Raw genomic sequence first — 21,028 nt, forward strand, 5'->3', positions numbered from 1 at the left:
ATGCAGGAAAATTTCAAACATACCACCGTGCTGTTGGATGAGGCGGTTAACGGCCTCAATATCAGGGAAGACGGTATTTACATCGACGGCACTTTTGGTCGTGGTGGCCATTCACGCCTGATTCTTTCGCAGCTGGGAGAGAAGGGAAAGCTGATCGCCATCGATCGTGATCCGCAAGCTATCGCCGCTGCCGCAGAGATCACCGACCCGCGTTTTTCAATTATTCATGGCCCTTTTTCCGCGCTGGCAGAGTATGTCTCCGAACGGGATCTGGTCGGAAAGATTGACGGCATTTTGCTGGACCTGGGGGTTTCATCACCGCAGCTGGATGACGCCGAACGTGGCTTCTCCTTTATGCGTGACGGACCGCTGGATATGCGAATGGACCCGTCGCGCGGGCACTCCGCCGCAGAATGGTTGCTGCACGCAGAAGAGGCGGATATCGCGTTTGTCCTGAAGACCTACGGTGAAGAGCGATTCGCCAAACGCATCGCTCGGGCCATTGTCGAGCGTAATCGTGAACAGCCGATGACCCGGACCCGGGAACTGGCTGAGGTGATCTCAATCGCCATGCCGGTAAAAGATAAGTTTAAGCATCCGGCTACGCGCAGCTTCCAGGCGATTCGTATCTGGATTAACAGCGAACTGGAAGAGATCGATATTGCCCTGAAAGGCGCTGTTGAAGTGCTGGCCCCGCAGGGCCGCCTCTCTGTTATCAGCTTCCATTCACTGGAAGATCGGCTGGTGAAGCGCTTTATGCGCGATCAGAGTCGCGGGCCGCAGGTGCCGCCTGGGATTCCCATGACTGAACATCAGCTGCGTGCCCTGGGTGGGCGTGAACTGAAGTTGCTCGGCAAAATGTCGCCGGGTGATGCTGAAGTCTCTGAGAACCCACGTGCGCGCAGCTCGGTATTACGTATCGCGGAGAAAACCGACGCATGATCGGTAATGAGCGTCACAGTCTGCCTGCCGTTATCGGCGGGGATCTGCTGCGAAAGGGCAAGATTCCGGTGCTGTTGCTGATCGCTGTGGTGGTTTCTGCCGTGCTGGTGGTGACTACCACCCATAAAACACGACTGTTAACCGCGCAGCGCGAACAACTGGTGCTGGAGCGTGACGCACTCGATATCGAGTGGCGCAACCTGATCCTGGAAGAGAATGCACTGGGCGATCACAGCCGTGTTGAACGCATCGCCACCGAGAAGCTGCAACTGCAGCACGTTGATCCTTCACAAGAAAATATCGTGGTGCAGAAATAAGGACCTCAGATAGCGAATGAGCGGCACAGGCAGAACGCTGAAATTGAAGAAACCGGAAGATAAAGCCAGCTTTGTAAGCTGGCGTTTTGCGTTGCTGTGCGGCTGTATTTTACTGGCGCTGGGTGGATTGCTGTCACGTGTGGCCTGGCTGCAGGTGATTAATCCTGGCAAGCTGGTAAAAGAGGGCGATCTGCGCTCGCTGCGTGTTCAGGCGGTGCCCACCTCACGCGGTATGATCAGCGATCGCGCCGGACGTCCGCTGGCAGTCAGCGTGCCGGTCAACGCTATCTGGGCCGATCCCAAAGAGCTGCACGCCGGTGGCGGCGTGACGCTGGACAGCCGCTGGAAGGCGCTTTCCGATGCGCTCTCTATTCCCCTTGATCAGCTGGCCGCCCGCGTGAATGCCAATCCCAAAGGCCGCTTTGTCTATCTGGCGCGCCAGGTCAATCCGGCTATCGGCGACTACGTTAAAAAACTCAAACTTCCCGGTATTCATCTGCGCGAAGAGTCGCGCCGTTACTATCCTGCCGGGCAGGTCACCTCCCATCTCATTGGCTTTACCAACATCGACGGGCAGGGCATTGAAGGCATCGAGAAGAGCTTTGATAAGTGGCTGACCGGTGCACCCGGCGAGCGGACGGTGCGCAAAGATCGGTACGGTCGGGTCATCGAGGATATCTCTTCGGTGGACAGCCGGGCCGCTCATAACCTGACGCTGAGCATTGATGAGCGGTTACAGGCGCTGGTTTACCGTGAACTGAATAACGCCGTTGCCTTTAACAAAGCGGAATCGGGTACGGCGGTGCTGGTGGATGTCAATACCGGTGAAGTGCTGGCGATGGCCAACAGCCCGGCTTACAACCCGAACAATCTCGGCAACACGCCAAAAGATCTGATGCGTAACCGCGCCATCACCGACATTTTCGAACCTGGCTCTACCGTGAAGCCGATGGTGGTGATGACGGCGCTGCAGCGTGGTGTGGTGAGAGAGAACAGCGTCCTGAATACCGTGCCGTACCGCGTCAATGGTCATGAGATCAAAGATGTGGCGCGCTACAACGAATTGACCCTGACAGGGGTTTTACAGAAGTCGAGTAACGTCGGTGTTTCACGTCTGGCGTTAGCGATGCCTTCCTCAGCGCTGGTAGAAACTTACGCGCGCTTTGGACTGGGCAAACCGACCAATTTGGGGCTGGTCGGGGAAAGCAGTGGCTTATACCCTAAAAAACAACGGTGGTCTGACATAGAGAGGGCCACCTTCTCTTTCGGCTACGGGCTAATGGTAACGCCGTTACAGTTAGCGCGAGTCTACGCAACGATTGGCAGCTATGGCATTAATCGCCCGCTGTCGATCACCAAAGTGGATCCGCCCGTCGCGGGACAACGCGTTTTCGATGAGTCACTGGTGAAAACCGTGATGCACATGATGGAAAGCGTGGCGCTGCCCGGAGGCGGGGGCGTCAAAGCGGCAATCAAGGGTTATCGCATTGCGATAAAAACCGGTACGGCGAAAAAGGTCGGGCCGGACGGACGCTACGTCAATAAATACATTGCCTACACCGCAGGCGTCGCGCCTGCCAGTCATCCCCGATTCGCGCTGGTGGTGGTGATCAACGATCCCCAGGCCGGCAAGTATTACGGCGGTGCGGTCTCTGCACCGGTATTTGGAGCCATCATGGGTGGCGTACTGCGTACCATGAACATCGAGCCGGACGCGTTACCGACCAATGACAAGAATGAGCTGGTGACTAACAGAAGTGAGGAATCAAGTGACAGATCGTAACCTGCGCGATTTACTCGGCCCCTGGGTGCCAGGCGCGCCGGCGCGCCCACTGCGTGACATGACCCTGGATAGCCGCATTGCGGCTTCTGGCGATCTGTTTGTCGCTGTTGCAGGCCATCAGGTTGATGGACGCCGTTTCATTCCGCAGGCAATTGCGCAGGGCGTTGCCGCTGTGGTGGCGGAAGCTGAGGGTGAAGCGGTCGACGGCGAAATCCGTGAAATGCACGGCGTACCGGTTATCTATCTGGCGCAGCTGCATCAGCGCCTTTCGGCCCTGGCAGGCCGTTTTTATCAGCAGCCGGGCGAAAAACAGAAGCTGATTGGCGTCACCGGCACCAACGGTAAAACCACCACCACCCAGTTGCTGGCGCAGTGGGCGACGCTACTGGGTGAGACCAGCGCGGTGATGGGCACCGTCGGAAATGGGCTGGTAGGTCACTTAGCGGCGGCAGAAAATACCACGGGTTCAGCGGTTGATGTTCAGCATCTGCTGCACGATCTGGCTGAAAAAGGGGCGACCCTGACCGCAATGGAAGTCTCGTCACACGGACTGGTTCAGCATCGCGTCGCTGCGCTGCCGTTTGCCGCAGCGGTCTTCACCAATCTCAGCCGCGATCACCTCGATTACCACGGTGATATGCAGAGCTATGAGTCAGCTAAATGGCTGCTCTTTTCTGAGCATCAGGTCGGGCAGGCGATTCTTAACGCGGATGACGAAGTCGGTCGTCGTTGGCTGGCGCGCTTACCTGATGCCGTTGCGGTCACCATGGAGGATAACCTCCAGCCGGGCTGCCACGGGCGCTGGCTTAAAGCCGATGCGGTGGATTACCACGATAACGGCGCACATATTCGTTTCAGCTCCAGCTGGGGCAACGGCGAAATCGACAGTCCGCTGATGGGTGCCTTCAACGTCAGCAATCTGATGCTGGCGCTGGCGACGCTGCTGTCACTGGATTATCCGCTGGCGACGCTAATCAGCGTTGCACCGCAGTTGCAGCCGGTCAACGGGCGTATGGAAGTGTTCAGCGCCGCAGGAAAACCGACGGTTGTCGTGGATTATGCCCACACCCCGGATGCGCTGGAAAAAGCGCTGGAAGCGGCACGTCTGCACTGCAAAGGAAAACTCTGGTGCCTGTTTGGCTGCGGCGGTGACCGTGACAAAGGCAAACGCCCGTTAATGGGCGCGATTGCTGAGCAATATGCGGATGTGGTGGTGATTACGGATGACAATCCGCGCAGCGAAGATCCGCAGGCGATTGTAAAAGATATTCTGACCGGTTTGCTGGACCCAGGCCGCGCCCGCGTGGTCTCTGGTCGTGCGCAGGCGGTCACTAACGCCGTTATGCAGGCGCAGCCCGACGATATCGTGCTGGTGGCTGGCAAAGGCCATGAAGATTATCAGATCATTGGCAATCGCCGTCTCGACTACTCCGATCGTGCCACCGTTGCGGCACTGCTGGGAGGCGTTGCATGATTCCGGTTTCATTAAAAACCCTGGCGGAGATCACCGGCGGCACGCTGCATGGCAGCGATTTAACGCTGAGTGACGTGACCACCGATACCCGCAAAGTCACGGCGGGCAGCCTGTTTGTTGCGCTGGTGGGCGAACGCTTTGATGCGCACGACTTCGCCGGCGATGCCATTGCGAATGGCGCACAGGCGCTGCTGGTAAGTAAGCATTTACCTGTCGCTGTGCCACAGGTGGTGGTTGAAGACACCCGTCTCGCCTTTGGCAGGCTGGGCGCATGGGTTCGTCAGCAGTCGACCGCCCGTGTAGTGGCGCTGACCGGCTCCTCCGGCAAAACCTCGGTTAAAGAGATGACGGCGGCGATTCTGCGTGAGTGTGGCGAAACGCTCTACACCGCAGGCAATCTTAACAACGATTATGGCGTACCGATGACGCTGCTGCGGCTGACCGCAGAACATCAGTATGCGGTCATCGAACTCGGTGCGAATCATCAGGGCGAAATCGCCTACACCACCGGACTGGTTCAACCGGAAAGCGCGCTGGTGAATAACCTGGCCGCGGCGCATCTGGAAGGCTTTGGTTCGCTGGCCGGTGTTGCTAAAGCCAAGGGCGAAATCTTCCAGGGCTTACCGGCTCACGGCATTGCGATTCTGAACGCAGAGAGCAATGACTGGCCCAACTGGCAGAGCACGCTGCAGGATAAAACCGTGTGGCGTTTCTCACCGCAGGCGGCAGAGTGTGAATTCTCCGCCCGTGATATCCGCATTGCTCAGGATGGTACTCATTTTGTGATGATAACGCCGCGTGGCGAAGCTGAGATCGTGCTGCCATTGCCGGGTCGGCATAACATCGCCAACGCCCTGGCGGCGGCGGCACTGGCTCTGTCAGTGGATGCACCGCTTAGCGCCGTTCAGCAGGGGCTGAAAAACCTGCAGTCGGTGCCAGGTCGTTTGTTCCCGGTTCGCCTCTCTGCGCATCAGCTGCTGCTGGATGACAGCTACAACGCTAACGTCGGTTCGATGACAGCAGCTGTTCAGGTCCTGTCAGAGATGCCGGGTTACCGGGTGCTGGTCACGGGTGATATGGCGGAACTGGGTGAAGAGACCGAAAGTTGTCACCGCGAAGTGGGGCAAGCGGCACGTGATGCAGGCATTGATCGCGTGCTGAGCACCGGAAAATTCAGCCATTTCATCAGTGAAAGCAGTGAAGTTGGCGAACATTTCAGCGATAAGACTGCGCTGACTGAACGTTTGCGTCAATTGTTGTCCGAACACTCAGAAATTACCGTCCTGATAAAAGGTTCACGTAGTGCCGCCATGGAGCAGGTAGTACAGAGCTTAAAGGAGAAAGGAACATGTTAGTTTGGCTGGCCGAGCATCTGGTCGCTTTTTATTCGGGATTTAACGTCTTTTCCTATCTGACGTTTCGCGCCATTGTCAGCCTGCTGACCGCGTTATTCATCTCTCTCTGGATGGGGCCGCGCCTGATCGCCTGGCTGCAGAAATTACAGATTGGCCAGGTCGTCCGTAACGATGGCCCGGAATCGCATTTCAGTAAGCGCGGCACGCCGACCATGGGCGGCATCATGATTCTGACCTCCATCACCATTTCGGTGCTGATGTGGGCATATCCGTCGAATCCCTATGTCTGGTGCGTGCTGTTCGTGTTAATCGGCTTTGGCATCATCGGTTTTGTCGATGACTACCGCAAAGTGGTACGCAAAGACACCAAAGGCCTGATCGCCCGCTGGAAATATTTCTGGATGTCGGTGATTTCGCTGGGCGTCGCGTTCGGGCTCTATGCGGCAGGTAAAGATACCCCCGCGACCCAACTGGTCGTGCCCTTTTTCAAAGACATCATGCCGCAGCTAGGTCTGTTTTATGTGCTGCTGGCTTACTTTGTGATTGTCGGAACGGGTAATGCGGTCAATCTGACCGATGGCCTGGATGGGCTGGCGATTATGCCAACCGTCTTTGTCGCCGCGGGCTTTGCGCTGGTTGCCTGGGCCACCGGTAACGTGAAGTTTGCTGAATATCTGCATATTCCCTATCTGCGTCACGCCGGTGAGCTGGTGATTGTATGTACCGCCATTGTCGGGGCAGGGCTGGGCTTCCTGTGGTTCAACACCTATCCGGCTCAGGTCTTTATGGGCGACGTGGGTTCGCTGGCGCTGGGCGGCGCGCTGGGCACCATTGCGGTGTTGCTGCGTCAGGAATTTTTACTGGTGATCATGGGCGGCGTATTTGTGGTTGAAACGCTGTCGGTGATCCTGCAGGTGGGATCGTTTAAGTTGCGCGGCCAGCGTATTTTCCGCATGGCGCCGATCCATCACCACTATGAACTTAAGGGCTGGCCGGAACCGCGCGTCATTGTGCGCTTCTGGATTATTTCGCTAATGCTGGTGCTGATTGGCCTGGCCACGCTGAAGGTGCGTTAATCATGGCTGACTATCGGGGTAGAAAAGTCGTCATCATCGGGCTGGGCCTCACCGGGCTCTCCTGTGTTGATTTCTTTTTAGCGCAGGGCGTTACGCCTCGCGTGATGGACACCCGTGTCTCGCCGCCGGGGCTGGATAAATTGCCCGGGCAGGTTGAACGCCATCTGGGCGGCATCAACGGCGACTGGCTGCTGGCGGCCGATCTGATTGTTGCCAGCCCTGGCGTCGCGCTGGCGCATCCGATTCTCAGCGAAGCCGTCGAAGCCGGCATCGAAATTGTCGGTGACATTGAGCTCTTTTGCCGCGAGGCGCAGGCGCCGATCGTGGCGATCACCGGCTCCAACGGTAAAAGCACGGTCACGACGCTGGTGGGTGAAATGGCGAAAGCCGCAGGCTGGCAGGTGGGCGTCGGCGGCAATATTGGTCTTCCCGCGCTGAGTCTGCTGCAGTCACCGGCGCAACTCTATGTACTGGAACTTTCGAGTTTTCAGCTGGAGACCACGCACAGTCTGAAAGCCGCGGCGGCAACCATACTTAACGTCAGCGAAGATCATATGGATCGCTATCCGCTGGGTATGCAGCAGTATCGCGCCGCTAAGCTGCGGGTCTATGAAAATGCACAGGTCTGCATCGTTAACGCCGATGATGCCCTGACGATGCCGGTACGCGGCGCGGACACCCGTTGCGTCAGCTTTGGTGTCGATTTCGGGGACTACCACCTTAACAAGCAGCAGGGCAGTATCTGGCTGCGGGTGAAAGGCGAGAAAGTTCTGAACACGGCTGAAATGAAGATGGTGGGACAGCACAACTACACCAATGCGCTGGCTGCGCTGGCGCTGGCCGATGCGGTGGGTCTGCCACGTGCTTCCAGTCTGGCTGCCTTAACGCACTTTAACGGTCTGGCGCATCGCTTCCAGCTGGTCCATGAGCATCAGGGCGTGCGCTGGATCAATGACTCCAAAGCCACCAACGTCGGCAGCACCGAAGCGGCGCTGAATGGCCTGCAGGTGAAGGGAACGCTGTGGCTGCTGATGGGCGGTGATGGCAAGTCGGCCGATTTTACGCCGCTGATCCCCTGGCTGCAGGGCGACAATGTGCGCCTTTACTGCTTTGGTCGCGATGGCGATGCGCTGGCGGCGCTGCGTCCGGAGATCGCCGTGCGCACTGAGACCATGCGCCAGGCGATGGAGCAGATTGCGCCGCAGGTTAAAGCAGGCGATATGGTTCTGCTGTCGCCAGCCTGCGCCAGCCTTGACCAGTTCCGTAACTTTGAGCAGCGCGGTGAGCAGTTCGCGCAACTGGCGAAGGAGCTGAGCTGATGCGTATTCCTGGCGCCGGACTGGCGGGATATTTCTCAGGACGCCTGAAAGACTGGGTCATGGGCGCACGCGAAAGTGATGACTCTTCGCTGGTGCTCTATGACCGCACACTGCTATGGCTGACGCTGGGCCTGGCGGTGATTGGTTTCGTGATGGTGACGTCGGCTTCAATGCCGGTGGGTCAGCGTCTGAATGACGATCTCTTTTATTTTGCCAAGCGCGATGCCTTCTACATCGTGCTGGCTGTATGTATGGCGCTGGTCACGCTGCGGGTGCCGATGGATTTCTGGCAGCGCTACAGCAACGTGATGCTGATGGTCACGGTCGCGATGCTGCTGATTGTTCTGGTAGTCGGTAGCTCGGTTAACGGTGCATCGCGCTGGATCGCGCTGGGTCCGCTGCGTATTCAGCCTGCAGAGCTGTCGAAGCTCTCTCTGTTCTGCTATCTCGCCAGTTATCTGGTGCGCAAAGTGGAAGAGGTGCGTAACAACTTCTGGGGCTTCTGTAAGCCGATGGGCGTGATGGTGGTGCTGGCCGTGTTACTGCTGGCGCAGCCGGATCTCGGTACGGTGGTTGTGCTATTTGTGACGACCCTGGCGATGCTGTTCCTGGCGGGCGCCAAACTGTGGCAGTTCCTGGCAATCATCGGTTCCGGCATCTTTGCGGTGATCCTGCTGATCATTGCAGAACCCTACCGTATGCGCCGTGTGACCTCGTTCTGGAACCCGTGGGAAGATCCCTTTGGCAGCGGCTACCAGCTGACCCAGTCACTGATGGCATTTGGTCGCGGGGAATTCTGGGGCCAGGGGCTCGGTAACTCCGTGCAAAAGCTGGAATATCTGCCCGAAGCGCATACCGACTTTATTTTCGCCATCATCGGGGAAGAACTCGGCTACGTCGGTGTGGTAATGGCACTTTTAATGGTATTCTTCGTCGCTTTTCGTGCGATGTCGATTGGCCGTCGTGCTCTGGAACTGGATCAGCGTTTTTCCGGCTTTTTAGCCTGTTCAATCGGAGTCTGGTTCAGCTTCCAGGCGCTGGTTAACGTCGGTGCAGCAGCCGGTATGTTACCGACCAAAGGTCTGACCTTACCGCTGATCAGTTACGGTGGGTCGAGTCTGATCATTATGTCGACTGCCATCGTCTTTTTATTACGCATAGATTATGAAACGCGCCTGGCGAAAGCGCAGGCGTTTACCCGAGGTGGTCGATGAGCGGTAAGCGATTGATGGTGATGGCAGGCGGAACCGGCGGACATGTCTTTCCCGGTCTGGCTGTCGCCCATCATCTGATGGAACAGGGCTGGCAGGTCCGCTGGTTAGGCACTGCCGACCGTATGGAAGCCGATCTGGTGCCAAAGCACGGCATCGACATCGACTTCATCCGCATCAGCGGATTACGTGGTAAAGGCATGAAGGCGTTGCTGCTGGCACCGCTGCGCATCTTTAATGCATGGCGTCAGGCCCGTCGCATCATGAAAGCCTGGCAGCCGGATGTCGTGCTGGGCATGGGTGGCTACGTTTCCGGTCCTGGCGGCTTAGCGGCCTGGAGTTGCGGTATTCCGGTGGTGCTGCATGAGCAGAACGGTATTGCCGGGCTGACCAATAAATGGCTGGCGAAAATCGCTACGAAAGTATTGCAGGCGTTTCCGGGCGCGTTTCCCGCCGCCGATGTGGTGGGAAATCCGGTTCGCACTGATGTACTGGCACTGCCTTTACCCGCGCAACGTCTGGCAGATCGTCATGGCCCGATACGGGTGCTGGTGATCGGTGGCAGTCAGGGTGCGCGGATACTGAACCAGACGCTGCCGCAGGTTGCCGCGCTGGTGGGTGATGAGATCACCCTGTGGCATCAGACCGGTAAAGGGTCGTTGCCCGAAACAGAGAAAGCTTATCAGCAGGTCGGGCAGACGCAGCACAAGGTGACCGAGTTTATTGATGACATGGCTGCCGCCTACGCCTGGGCTGATGTGGTGGTGTGCCGCTCCGGCGCGTTAACCGTGAGCGAAGTCGCTGCCGCTGGCTTACCGGCGATTTTCGTGCCATTTCAGCACAAAGATCGCCAGCAGTACTGGAACGCGCTGCCGCTGGAGAAAGCGGGCGCCGCCAGAATTTTTGAGCAGCCGCAATTTACTGCGGAGGCTGTAGCGGATCAGCTACGCCACTGGGATCGCGCAACACTGCTGACGATGGCTGAGCAGGCCCGTCAGGTGGCGATCCCTGATGCGACTGAACGGGTCGCTCAGGAAGTGGCTCGCGCCGCAAAGTAATCATTCCGGTCAGCGCGTCTGACCTGTACCCGGACTGGGTACAAACTGAAATAGCAGGTAACTGAGAGCGATGAATACACAACAATTGGCAAAACTGCGTTCTATCGTGCCCGAGATGCGTCGCGTCCGGCACATCCACTTTGTCGGCATCGGCGGTGCTGGCATGGGCGGTATTGCCGAAGTGTTAGCAAATGAAGGCTACCATATCAGCGGTTCAGATCTGGCCCCTAACCCGGTGACGCAGAACCTGATTGCGCTGGGTGCCACCATTTATTTTAACCATCGCCCCGAAAACGTGACCGATGCCAGCGTGGTGGTGGTTTCCAGCGCCGTTTCGCAGGATAACCCCGAACTGGTGGCGGCACGTGAACAGCGTATCCCGGTGATCCGTCGCGCGGAGATGCTGGCTGAGCTGATGCGTTTTCGTCACGGCATCGCCGTTGCGGGTACCCATGGCAAAACGACCACCACGGCGATGGTGTCGAGTATTTATGCGGAAGCGGGTCTCGATCCGACTTTTGTTAACGGCGGACTGGTCAAAGCAGCAGGCACCCATGCCCGTCTGGGTCACAGCCGGTATCTGATTGCTGAAGCGGATGAGAGTGATGCGTCGTTCCTGCATCTGCAACCGATGGTGGCGATTGTGACCAACATCGAAGCTGACCATATGGACACCTATCAGGGCGATTTTGAGAACCTGAAGCAGACGTTTATTAACTTCCTGCACAACCTGCCGTTTTACGGTCGTGCGGTGATGTGTGTGGATGATGCGGTTATTCGTGATCTGATCCCACGCGTGGGACGCCATATCACCACGTACGGTTTCAGTGATGATGCTGACCTGCGCATTGAAAATTATGAACAGAGTGGCGCGCAGGGGCATTTCACCTTGATCCGTCAGGATAAAGCACCGCTGCAGATTACGCTGAACGCGCCGGGTCGCCACAACGCCCTGAATGCGGCAGCCGCCGTCGCCGTCGCCAGTGAAGAGGGCATTGAAGACAATGCTATCCTGGCTGCGCTGGAGAGTTTCCAGGGCACGGGCCGTCGCTTTGATCTGCTGGGTGAATTCCCGACAGAGCCGGTCAACGGACAGCCGGGCACCGCGATGCTGGTTGATGATTACGGTCATCATCCCACCGAAGTGGACGCGACAATTAAAGCCGCGCGTGCAGGCTGGCCGGATAAAAAACTGGTGATGGTGTTTCAGCCGCACCGTTACAGCCGTACCCGCGATCTGTTTGATGATTTCGCCAACGTACTGTCGCATGTGGATGTGTTGCTGATGCTGGATGTTTACTCTGCCGGTGAAACCGCTATTCCGGGTGCTGACAGCCGTTCGCTGTGCCGTGCGATTCGTAATCGCGGCAAGGTGGATCCGATTCTGGTGCCGGAACATGACGCGCTGCCAGAGATGCTGGCACCGCTGCTGTCAGGCAATGACCTGATTCTGGTGCAGGGAGCCGGTAACGTCGGCAAGGTTGCCCGCAAGCTGGCTGACACTAAGCTCCAGCCGGAACGCAAAGCGGAGGATCGTCATGGCGGATAAAGTTGCAGTATTAATGGGTGGCACCTCGGCAGAGCGCGAGGTTTCGCTGAACTCAGGTCAGGCCGTCCTCGCCGGATTACGGGAAATGGGCATTGATGCGCATGGCATCGATACCCGTGATGTCTCTGTGCTGACGCTGAAAGAGCAGGGCTTTACCAAAGCCTTTATCGCACTGCATGGCCGGGGCGGCGAAGATGGCACGCTGCAGGCGGTGCTGGAGTTCCTGCAACTGCCGTACACCGGCAGCGGCGTGATGGCATCGGCCGTGACTATGGATAAGCTGCGCACCAAGCTGCTGTGGCAGGGACGTGGTTTACCGTCAGGAAAGTTTGTCTGGCTGACGCGTCAGCAGTTTGATGCCGGTCTGGACGCAGAAAACAACGCGGCAATTGCGGCACTTGGCCTGCCGTTGTTCGTCAAGCCAGCCTGTGAAGGCTCCAGCGTGGGCATCAGTCGGGTTAACGATCTGAGCGCGCTGCCGGCGGCACTGGACATGGCGTTTAAGCATGACAATGACGTGCTGGTCGAAGCGTTTCTCAGTGGCGCGGAGTACACCGTCGCGATTGTGGGCGATCGTATTCTGCCCTCGATTGAAATAAAGAGCGCCAGCGAGTTCTATGACTATGAAGCTAAATACATTTCTGACGATACTCAGTACGTCTGTCCGGCCGATTTAAGCGCTGAACGTGAAGCGGAATTACAACAGCTGGTACTTGCGGCCTGGCGTGCGCTGGGATGTCGCGGCTGGGGACGGGTTGATGTGATGACCGACGGGGAAGGGCGCTTTCAGTTACTGGAAGCCAATACCTCACCGGGCATGACCAGCCACAGTCTGGTGCCAATGGCAGCGAAACAGGCGGGCATGAGCTTCCCGCAGCTGGTTGCCCATATTCTGGAGCTGGCCGACTGATATGTCACAGGCGGCGATGAGAGTTCGAAACCGTGAACCGCAGGAGCGTATTCGCACCGGGCGCAGTAACGGTGCCCGACTGTTCGGCATTATTTTTCTGCTGATCGTCATCGGGATTATGGTTGCTGGCGGGCTGGTGGTACTGAAGTGGATGAACGATGCGTCCCGGCTGCCATTGTCAAAACTGGTGGTGACAGGACAGACGCACTACACCACACACGATGATATTCGTCAGGCGATTTTGTCGCTGGGTCCGCCTGGTACGTTTATGTCTCAGGACGTGGACATCCTGCAGCAGCAGATTGAGCGGCTGCCCTGGATTAAGCAGGTCAGCGTACGTAAGCAGTGGCCGGACGAACTGAAGATCCACCTTGTGGAGTACACACCGGTGGCGCGCTGGAACGATTTGCACATGGTGGATGCTGAGGGTGTCTCCTTCAGCGTACCCGCCAGTCATGTCGGCAAAGAGACAATGCCGATGTTATACGGGCCGGAAGGGAGTGAGAAAGAGGTCCTGGCGGGCTATCACAGCATGGATGATGTGCTGAAAGCCCGGAAGTTTACTCTGAAGGTGGCGTCGATGACGGCGCGGCGTTCATGGCAGCTGGTCACCAGCGACGATGTTCGTATCGAACTGGGCCGCAGCGACACCATGAAACGCCTGAATCGCTTTATTGAGCTCTACCCGGTGCTGCAACAGCAAGGTCAGAACGAGAGCAAACGTATCAGCTACGTGGATTTACGATACGACTCTGGCGCTTCTGTTGGCTGGACACCGATCGTGATGGAGCCACAGGACAGTAATCAGCAACAGAACCAGGCACAGGCTAAACAACAATGATCAAGGCAACGGACAGAAAACTGGTAGTTGGACTCGAAATCGGCACTGCGAAGGTTGCCGCCCTGGTTGGGGAAGTTCTGCCCGATGGTATGGTCAACATTATTGGGGTGGGCAGCTGCCCTTCCCGCGGTATGGATAAAGGTGGCGTAAACGACCTTGAGTCGGTGGTGAAATGCGTTCAGCGCGCCATCGATCAGGCTGAGCTGATGGCAGATTGCCAGATCTCCTCCGTCTACCTTGCTTTATCGGGCAAACATATTAGTTGTCAGAACGAAATCGGGATGGTTCCGATTTCCGAAGAGGAAGTGACTCAGGATGATGTAGAGAACGTCGTACATACCGCCAAATCGGTGAGAGTACGTGACGAGCATCGCATCCTGCACGTCATTCCTCAGGAATACGCCATCGACTATCAGGAAGGGATTAAAAATCCGGTCGGGCTTTCCGGCGTGCGTATGCAGGCGAAAGTGCATCTGATCACCTGCCACAACGATATGGCGAAGAACATCGTTAAAGCCGTTGAGCGTTGCGGGCTGAAAGTGGATCAGCTGATTTTTGCCGGTCTCGCCTCCAGTTTTGCCGTTCTGACTGAAGACGAACGTGAGCTGGGCGTGTGTGTTGTCGATATTGGTGGCGGTACAATGGACATAGCCGTATATACCGGCGGCGCTTTACGGCACACTAAGGTTATTCCGTATGCAGGCAACGTCGTTACCAGCGACATCGCCTATGCGTTTGGCACACCACCAACGGATGCTGAGGCGATCAAAGTGCGCCATGGTTGCGCGCTGGGCTCGATTGTCGGCAAAGATGAGAACGTTGAGGTGCCGAGTGTGGGCGGACGTCCACCACGTAGCCTGCAACGTCAGACGCTGGCTGAAGTGATTGAGCCGCGTTACACCGAACTTTTGAATCTGGTCAATGACGAGATTCTGCAGTTACAGGAACAACTGCGTCAGCAGGGCGTGAAGCATCACTTAGCCGCAGGCATTGTCCTGACCGGTGGTGCAGCGCAAATCGAAGGACTGGCGGCCTGTGCGCAACGCGTATTCCATACGCAGGTGCGTATCGGACAGCCGCTGAATATTACCGGCCTGACTGACTATGCGCAGGAATCGTACTACTCCACTGCCGTGGGACTGTTGCATTACGGCAAAGAGTCGCACATGAACGGTGATGCAGAGACCGAAAAACGGGTCTCAGTAGGTAACTGGTTCAAGCGTATTAACAGTTGGTTAAAAAAAGAGTTTTAATTTTTGTGAAAGGGGATCATGCTGTTTTCTTTAGTGATCTCCAGGCGACAGGCACATAACGGAGAGAAATCATGTTTGAACCTATGGAATTAACCAACGACGCGGTGATTAAAGTCATCGGCGTCGGTGGCGGCGGCGGTAACGCCGTAGAGCACATGGTACGCGAGCGTATCGAAGGTGTGGAATTCTTTGCTGTGAATACCGACGCGCAAGCGCTGCGTAAAACAGCTGTCGGCCAGACCATTCAGATCGGTAATAACATTACCAAAGGTCTGGGTGCGGGTGCGAACCCGGAAGTGGGCCGTAACTCTGCAGAAGAAGATCGCGAAGCACTGCGTTCTGCGCTGGAAGGGGCAGACATGGTCTTCATCGCAGCAGGTATGGGCGGCGGTACCGGTACCGGTGCAGCGCCTGTAGTGGCTGAAGTGGCTAAGGAGCTGGGTATCCTGACGGTGGCGGTTGTCACCAAGCCGTTCAACTTCGAAGGCAAAAAGCGCATGGCGTTTGCCGAGCAGGGCATCGCCGAACTCTCTAAGCATGTCGATTCACTGATCACCATTCCAAACGACAAGCTGCTGAAAGTGCTGGGCCGTGGTATCTCTCTGCTGGATGCGTTTGGTGCAGCTAATGACGTGCTGAAAGGCGCCGTTCAGGGTATCGCTGAGCTGATCACCCGTCCTGGCCTGATGAACGTCGACTTTGCTGACGTGCGTACCGTCATGTCCGAAATGGGCTATGCGATGATGGGTTCAGGCGTCGCATGCGGTGAAGATCGTGCGGAAGAAGCGGCTGAAATGGCGATCTCCAGCCCACTGCTGGAAGATATCGACCTTTCTGGTGCGCGTGGCGTGCTGGTCAACATTACGGCGGGCTTCGACCTGCGTCTGGATGAGTTCGAGACCGTGGGTAACACTATCCGCGCCTTCGCCTCTGACAACGCGACCGTCGTGATCGGTACTTCACTGGATCCGGAAATGAATGACGAACTGCGCGTCACCGTGGTGGCAACCGGTATCGGCATGGACAAGCGTCCTGAAATCACCCTGGTAACCAACAAGCCAGCCAGTCAGCCAGTGATGGATCATCGCTATCAGCAGCACGGTATGTCACCGCTGCCGCAGGAGCAGAAACCTGCTGCCAAAGTCGTTAACGACCAGGCTGCGCAGTCGAACAAAGAGCCCGATTATCTTGATATTCCGGCCTTTTTACGTAAGCAGGCCGATTAGGATTAACCCTATAATTGGGATTCTCCGCTCTTTGTGCTAAAGTCTCTGTCCGCTGGTAAAGTATACTGGCGGTCGGACAGGTGATATTGCGAGATAATACGATGATCAAACAAAGGACATTAAAACGTATTGTTCAGGCGACTGGTGTCGGTTTACATACCGGCAAAAAAGTCACCCTGACATTACGCCCTGCGTCGGCTAATACCGGGGTCATCTATCGTCGCACCGACTTGAATCCACCGGTAGATTTTCCGGCTGATGCAAAATACGTGCGCGACACCATGCTGAGTACCTGCCTGGTGAATGATGAAGGCGTACGTATTTCAACGGTTGAACACCTCAATGCCGCCCTGGCGGGTCTGGGTATCGACAACATTATTGTTGAAGTCGATGCGCCAGAAATCCCGATCATGGATGGCAGCGCAGCACCGTTTATCTATCTGCTGATGGATGCGGGCATCGAGCAGCTCAACAGCGCGAAGAAATTTGTGCGTGTTAAGCAGACCGTGCGTGTGGAAGAGGGTGACAAATGGGCCGAGATCAAACCGTTTAACGGCTTCTCGCTTGATTTCACCATCGACTTCAAACACCCGGCTATCGATTCCAGCTCACAGCGTTATGCGATGAACTTCTCTGCTGACGCCTTTGTTCGTCAAATCAGCCGGGCGCGTACATTTGGCTTTATGCGTGAAATCGAATATCTGCAGTCTAAAGGCCTGTGCCTGGGCGGTAGCTTAGATTGTGCGATAGGTCTGGATGATTTCCGCGTACTGAATGAAGAAGGCCTGCGTTTTGAGGACGAGTTTGTCCGTCACAAAATGCTGGACGCGATTGGCGACTTGTTTATGTGTGGTCACAACATCATTGGCGCATTCACTGCGTTCAAATCGGGCCACGCGCTGAACAACAAACTGCTGCAAGCGGTTCTGGCTAAGCAGGAAGCCTGGGAATGGGCAACCTTCGAAGACGAAGCTGAACTGCCGCTGGCATTCAAAGCACCGAATCTGGTTCTGGCTTAATTACCCCGGAACGTGAAACGGCTGGTTATGCTGACACCCTCTCCGGTCAGCGGCGCCAGCCGTTTTTTATTGCCTCTTATCACACGCCTGATGACTGCGACCTCGCTCGCAAAGCGTTGTCTGTTCTGCTGATTTGCTGAACAATCACACGTGTTTTCTCTCGCCATCACTTTAATCCCAGGTGTGGATGCCCCACATTAATGATACTATCTGTGGCGCTTTTACAGGCCGAAATCCGTTGCGGCTCGCGGCGGGTACCAGAAAACAAGAGCGCAACAGAGCATGCGCGATGGAAAGGTTGTGATCGGGATTCTTCTGCGCTGGCGACAATTAGGTAGACGCTACTTCTGGCCTCATCTCCTGTTAGGGATGGTAGCGGCCAGCTTTGGCCTGCCAGCCTGTGCGCAAAGCTCCGAACTCAACGCGTCGTCTGAATCTCCGGCCAGCAGTCTCTTTCTTGGCAATGCCACACGCTTTGATCACCTGATCCGGCTGCAGGAAGCATCCCGACGCCCGAGCTTCAGCGTGGATTACTGGCATCAGCACGCCATCCGTACCGTTATTCGTCATCTCTCTTTCACGCTGGCGCCCCAGGCGCAGGCGGAGCAACAGACATTACCGCTGGCGGCACAAAAGCTGGCGCTGATCGACTCACTGCATAGTTTACTGACATCACATTCTGCGCTGCACACTGCACCGCAGCAGATCTCTACGCCGCCTCTTTTCACGGCCGTTACCCGTTCATGGGTAGAGTGGCATGCCAGCGTGCATGGCATTCGCGCCGGACCTGCCCGATTGTTCTGCTAATATTTTTGGTTTTATTCACTCTGTTAAGATTTCGCAGTCCGGAATGCTCCGGCTGAATTGAGAATATATTTACTATGTTAAGCAAAATTTTAACCAAGGTTTTTGGTAGCAGTAACGATCGTACCCTGCGTCGTATGCGTAAAGTGGTGGACGTCATCAATAAGATGGAGCCCGATTTTGAGAAGCTCTCTGATGATGAACTGAAAGCTAAAACGGATCTGTTCCGCGAACGCCTGAAAAAAGGTGAATCGCTGGAAAGCCTGATCCCGGAAGCGTTCGCAACCGTGCGTGAAGCGAGTAAACGCGTGTTCGGGATGCGTCACTTCGACGTGCAGCTGATCGGCGGTATGGTGCTGAACGATCGCTGCATTGCTGAGATGCGAACCGGTGAAGGTAAAACGCTGACCGCAACGCTGCCAGCCTACCTGAATGCGCTGTCCGGCAAAGGCGTTCACGTGGTTACCGTCAACGACTATCTGGCACAGCGTGATGCGGAAAACAACCGTCCGCTGTTTGAGTTCCTGGGTTTAACCATTGGTATCAACATGTCGGGCCTGCCGGCGGTGGCAAAGCGTGAAGCTTACGCAGCAGACATCACCTACGGCACCAACAACGAATATGGCTTCGACTACCTGCGCGACAACATGGCTTTCAGCCCGGAAGAGCGTGTACAGCGTAAACTGCACTATGCGCTGGTGGATGAGGTCGACTCCATCCTGATCGATGAAGCGCGTACGCCGCTGATCATCTCTGGTCCGGCAGAAGACAGTTCTGAGCTTTACACCAAAGTGAACAAGATCATCCCTCATCTGGTTCGCCAGGATAAAGAAGATACCGAAACCCATCAGGGTGAAGGCGACTTCTGGGTCGATGAAAAAGCGCGTCAGGCTCACATGTCTGAGCGCGGTCTGGTCAAAGTGGAAGAGCTGCTGGTCAGCGAGGGCATCATGGAAGCGGGCGAGTCACTCTACTCTCCGACCAACATCATGCTGATGCACCACGTCACTGCGGCGCTGCGTGCGCACGCACTCTTTACCCGCGATGTGGATTACATCGTGAAAGATGGTGAAGTGGTGATTGTTGATGAACACACCGGCCGTACCATGCAGGGTCGTCGCTGGTCTGATGGTCTGCATCAGGCGATTGAAGCGAAAGAAGGCGTTGAGATTCAGAACGAGAACCAGACGCTGGCCTCTATCACCTTCCAGAACTACTTCCGTATTTACGAGAAGCTGGCCGGTATGACCGGTACCGCTGATACCGAAGCATTTGAATTCAGCTCCATTTATAAGCTCGACACCATTGTCGTGCCGACTAACCGTCCGATGGTGCGTAAAGATCTGGCTGACCTGGTCTACATGACCGAGAAAGAGAAGATCGATGCCATTATCGAAGATATCCGTGAGCGTACTGCAAATGGTCAGCCGGTGCTGGTGGGAACCATCTCGATTGAGAAATCAGAAGTGGTCTCTAACGAACTGACCCGTGCCGGTATCAAACATAACGTTCTGAACGCCAAATTCCACGCCCGCGAAGCGGATATCGTGGCGCAGGCTGGTCAGCCGGGTGCGGTCACTATCGCCACCAACATGGCCGGACGTGGTACGGATATTATGCTGGGCGGCAGCTGGCACGCTGAAGTGGCCGAACTGGAAGAGCCAACTGAAGCGCAAATCGAAGAGATTAAAGCGGCATGGCAGATTCGTCATGATGCGGTTCTGGCGTCAGGTGGTTTGCACATCGTCGGTACTGAGCGTCACGAATCGCGTCGTATCGACAACCAGCTGCGTGGTCGTGCAGGTCGTCAGGGTGACGCCGGTTCTTCTCGCTTCTACCTGTCGATGGAAGATGCGCTGATGCGTATTTTTGCCTCAGACCGCGTCTCGAATATGATGCGTAAACTGGGCATGAAGCCAGGCGAAGCGATTGAGCATCCGTGGGTCACCAAAGCGATTGCCAATGCCCAGCGCAAAGTTGAGAGCCGTAACTTCGATATTCGTAAGCAGCTGCTGGAATATGATGATGTGGCTAATGACCAGCGTCGCGCGATCTACAGTCAGCGTAATGAGCTGCTGGATGTGTCTGACGTTAGCGAAACCATCAACAGCATTCGCCATGATGTCTACAAAGTTACTATTGATACTTACATTCCGCCACAGTCGCTGGAGGAGATGTGGGACGTGCCAGGCCTGGAAGAGCGTCTGCGTACTGACTTCGATCTGAACCTGCCGATTGCAGAGTGGCTGGATAAAGAGCCTGACCTGCATGAAGAAGTGCTGCGTGAGCGCATCATGACCCATGCTATGGAAAGCTACGCTGAGAAAGAAGAGATCGTTGGCGCAGAGATGATGCGCAACTTCGAAAAAGGCGTGATGCTTCAGACGCTGGATTCGCTGTGGAAAGAGCATCTGGCCGCGATGGACTATCTGCGTCAGGGCATCCATCTGCGCGGCTATGCGCAGAAAGATCCGAAGCAGGAGTACAAGCGTGAATCCTTCGCCATGTTTGCCGCGATGCTTGAATCACTGAAATATGAAGTGATCAGTACGCTGAGCAAAGTGCAGGTGCGCATGCCAGAGGAAGTTGAAGCGATGGAGCAACAACGTCGCGAAGAAGCTGAACGTCTGGCACAGCAACAGCAACTGAGCCATGTTGAAGAGGATCTGCTGGCAGCCGCAGAGCCTGTGGCGGAGCAGAGTGGTGAACGCAAAGTCGGCCGCAACGATCCCTGCCCATGTGGTTCCGGTAAAAAGTACAAGCAGTGTCATGGCCGCATCGCCTGAGACTGAATGCTAATAAAAAAGGAGCCGCTGGCTCCTTTTTTTATGGTCTCTGCCACCCAGGCAACAGCGACTCCGCTGAGCTAAAGCGGTTAACATCCGCTACGG

At 56.2% G+C, this 21,028-nt stretch carries 17 protein-coding genes; all 17 read left to right on the forward strand.

What is annotated here, in order from left to right; all coding sequences use genetic code 11:
• The 17 genes from rsmH (at nt 1) to secA (ending at nt 20,923) form a co-directional block, all read left to right on the forward strand.
• On the forward strand, nt 1–942 hold the full coding sequence (gene rsmH, locus PAG01S_RS17575; protein ID WP_010253859.1) for a 16S rRNA (cytosine(1402)-N(4))-methyltransferase RsmH: 942 nt from the start codon (nt 1–3) through the stop codon (nt 940–942).
• Nucleotides 939–1,259, forward strand: coding sequence for a cell division protein FtsL (gene ftsL, locus PAG01S_RS17580; RefSeq protein WP_003854764.1), 321 nt, complete (start codon nt 939–941; stop codon nt 1,257–1,259). The genes rsmH and ftsL overlap by 4 nt, the downstream gene beginning before the upstream one ends.
• 16 nt (nt 1,260–1,275) lie before the next feature.
• On the forward strand, nt 1,276–3,042 hold the full coding sequence (locus PAG01S_RS17585; RefSeq protein ID WP_010671821.1) for a peptidoglycan glycosyltransferase FtsI: 1,767 nt from the start codon (nt 1,276–1,278) through the stop codon (nt 3,040–3,042).
• On the forward strand, nt 3,029–4,516 hold the full coding sequence (gene murE, locus PAG01S_RS17590; protein WP_062759487.1) for a UDP-N-acetylmuramoyl-L-alanyl-D-glutamate--2,6-diaminopimelate ligase: 1,488 nt from the start codon (nt 3,029–3,031) through the stop codon (nt 4,514–4,516). Before PAG01S_RS17585 ends, murE begins: the two co-directional genes overlap by 14 nt.
• On the forward strand, nt 4,513–5,871 hold the full coding sequence (gene murF, locus PAG01S_RS17595) for a UDP-N-acetylmuramoyl-tripeptide--D-alanyl-D-alanine ligase (RefSeq protein WP_062759488.1): 1,359 nt from the start codon (nt 4,513–4,515) through the stop codon (nt 5,869–5,871). Before murE ends, murF begins: the two co-directional genes overlap by 4 nt.
• Nucleotides 5,865–6,947 carry a phospho-N-acetylmuramoyl-pentapeptide-transferase gene (gene mraY, locus PAG01S_RS17600; protein ID WP_003854755.1) on the forward strand — a complete coding sequence of 361 codons (1,083 nt, stop codon included), beginning with the start codon at nt 5,865–5,867 and terminating at the stop codon, nt 6,945–6,947. The genes murF and mraY overlap by 7 nt, the downstream gene beginning before the upstream one ends.
• Nucleotides 6,948–6,949: 2 nt before the next feature.
• Entirely contained in the window at nt 6,950–8,266 is a 1,317-nt protein-coding gene (gene murD / locus PAG01S_RS17605; protein ID WP_010253876.1) for a UDP-N-acetylmuramoyl-L-alanine--D-glutamate ligase, read from the forward strand.
• The gene (gene ftsW, locus PAG01S_RS17610) at nt 8,266–9,480 is read left to right on the forward strand and encodes a cell division protein FtsW (RefSeq protein WP_010253879.1); all 1,215 of its coding nucleotides are present in this window, start codon (nt 8,266–8,268) and stop codon (nt 9,478–9,480) included. Before murD ends, ftsW begins: the two co-directional genes overlap by 1 nt.
• A complete protein-coding gene (gene murG / locus PAG01S_RS17615) occupies nt 9,477–10,535 on the forward strand; it encodes an undecaprenyldiphospho-muramoylpentapeptide beta-N-acetylglucosaminyltransferase (RefSeq protein ID WP_031594404.1) in 1,059 nt (352 codons plus the stop codon). Before ftsW ends, murG begins: the two co-directional genes overlap by 4 nt.
• A gap of 70 nt (nt 10,536–10,605) precedes the next feature.
• Nucleotides 10,606–12,084 carry a UDP-N-acetylmuramate--L-alanine ligase gene (murC, locus tag PAG01S_RS17620; protein ID WP_010253883.1) on the forward strand — a complete coding sequence of 493 codons (1,479 nt, stop codon included), beginning with the start codon at nt 10,606–10,608 and terminating at the stop codon, nt 12,082–12,084.
• Complete coding sequence (locus PAG01S_RS17625) at nt 12,074–12,994, forward strand: D-alanine--D-alanine ligase (protein ID WP_010253885.1); 921 nt, start codon at nt 12,074–12,076, stop codon at nt 12,992–12,994. Before murC ends, PAG01S_RS17625 begins: the two co-directional genes overlap by 11 nt.
• A gap of 1 nt (nt 12,995) precedes the next feature.
• Nucleotides 12,996–13,835, forward strand: coding sequence for a cell division protein FtsQ (ftsQ, locus tag PAG01S_RS17630; RefSeq protein ID WP_010253887.1), 840 nt, complete (start codon nt 12,996–12,998; stop codon nt 13,833–13,835).
• Entirely contained in the window at nt 13,832–15,088 is a 1,257-nt protein-coding gene (gene ftsA / locus PAG01S_RS17635) for a cell division protein FtsA (protein ID WP_010253890.1), read from the forward strand. The genes ftsQ and ftsA overlap by 4 nt, the downstream gene beginning before the upstream one ends.
• A gap of 71 nt (nt 15,089–15,159) precedes the next feature.
• Nucleotides 15,160–16,314: a cell division protein FtsZ gene (gene ftsZ, locus PAG01S_RS17640; RefSeq protein ID WP_010253892.1), complete on the forward strand. Its 1,155-nt coding sequence runs from the start codon at nt 15,160–15,162 to the stop codon at nt 16,312–16,314.
• Nucleotides 16,315–16,415: 101 nt separating this feature from the next.
• The gene (lpxC, locus tag PAG01S_RS17645; protein WP_010253894.1) at nt 16,416–17,333 is read left to right on the forward strand and encodes a UDP-3-O-acyl-N-acetylglucosamine deacetylase; all 918 of its coding nucleotides are present in this window, start codon (nt 16,416–16,418) and stop codon (nt 17,331–17,333) included.
• Nucleotides 17,334–17,633: 300 nt separating this feature from the next.
• The gene (secM, locus tag PAG01S_RS17650; RefSeq protein WP_323054595.1) at nt 17,634–18,140 is read left to right on the forward strand and encodes a secA translation cis-regulator SecM; all 507 of its coding nucleotides are present in this window, start codon (nt 17,634–17,636) and stop codon (nt 18,138–18,140) included.
• Nucleotides 18,141–18,214: 74 nt separating this feature from the next.
• On the forward strand, nt 18,215–20,923 hold the full coding sequence (secA, locus tag PAG01S_RS17655; RefSeq protein WP_010671827.1) for a preprotein translocase subunit SecA: 2,709 nt from the start codon (nt 18,215–18,217) through the stop codon (nt 20,921–20,923).
• The last annotated feature ends 105 nt before the right edge of the window (nt 20,924–21,028 follow it).

Origin of the sequence: Pantoea agglomerans NBRC 102470, from assembly GCF_001598475.1 — a bacterium.
Lineage (GTDB): Bacteria > Pseudomonadota > Gammaproteobacteria > Enterobacterales > Enterobacteriaceae > Pantoea > Pantoea agglomerans.

Bases quoted from the DNA above. Each gene is read 5' to 3' on its own strand.
- murG (WP_031594404.1), top strand. From the start codon at position 9,477: ATGAGCGGTAAGCGATTGATGGTGATGGCAGGCGGAACCGGCGGACAT.
- ftsQ (WP_010253887.1), top strand. From the start codon at position 12,996: ATGTCACAGGCGGCGATGAGAGTTCGAAACCGTGAACCGCAGGAGCGT.
- ftsW (WP_010253879.1), top strand. From the start codon at position 8,266: ATGCGTATTCCTGGCGCCGGACTGGCGGGATATTTCTCAGGACGCCTG.
- PAG01S_RS17625 (WP_010253885.1), top strand. From the start codon at position 12,074: ATGGCGGATAAAGTTGCAGTATTAATGGGTGGCACCTCGGCAGAGCGC.
- ftsZ (WP_010253892.1), top strand. From the start codon at position 15,160: ATGTTTGAACCTATGGAATTAACCAACGACGCGGTGATTAAAGTCATC.
- rsmH (WP_010253859.1), top strand. From the start codon at position 1: ATGCAGGAAAATTTCAAACATACCACCGTGCTGTTGGATGAGGCGGTT.
- murF (WP_062759488.1), top strand. From the start codon at position 4,513: ATGATTCCGGTTTCATTAAAAACCCTGGCGGAGATCACCGGCGGCACG.
- ftsA (WP_010253890.1), top strand. From the start codon at position 13,832: ATGATCAAGGCAACGGACAGAAAACTGGTAGTTGGACTCGAAATCGGC.
- PAG01S_RS17585 (WP_010671821.1), top strand. From the start codon at position 1,276: ATGAGCGGCACAGGCAGAACGCTGAAATTGAAGAAACCGGAAGATAAA.
- ftsL (WP_003854764.1), top strand. From the start codon at position 939: ATGATCGGTAATGAGCGTCACAGTCTGCCTGCCGTTATCGGCGGGGAT.
- mraY (WP_003854755.1), top strand. From the start codon at position 5,865: ATGTTAGTTTGGCTGGCCGAGCATCTGGTCGCTTTTTATTCGGGATTT.
- murD (WP_010253876.1), top strand. From the start codon at position 6,950: ATGGCTGACTATCGGGGTAGAAAAGTCGTCATCATCGGGCTGGGCCTC.
- murC (WP_010253883.1), top strand. From the start codon at position 10,606: ATGAATACACAACAATTGGCAAAACTGCGTTCTATCGTGCCCGAGATG.
- lpxC (WP_010253894.1), top strand. From the start codon at position 16,416: ATGATCAAACAAAGGACATTAAAACGTATTGTTCAGGCGACTGGTGTC.
- secA (WP_010671827.1), top strand. From the start codon at position 18,215: ATGTTAAGCAAAATTTTAACCAAGGTTTTTGGTAGCAGTAACGATCGT.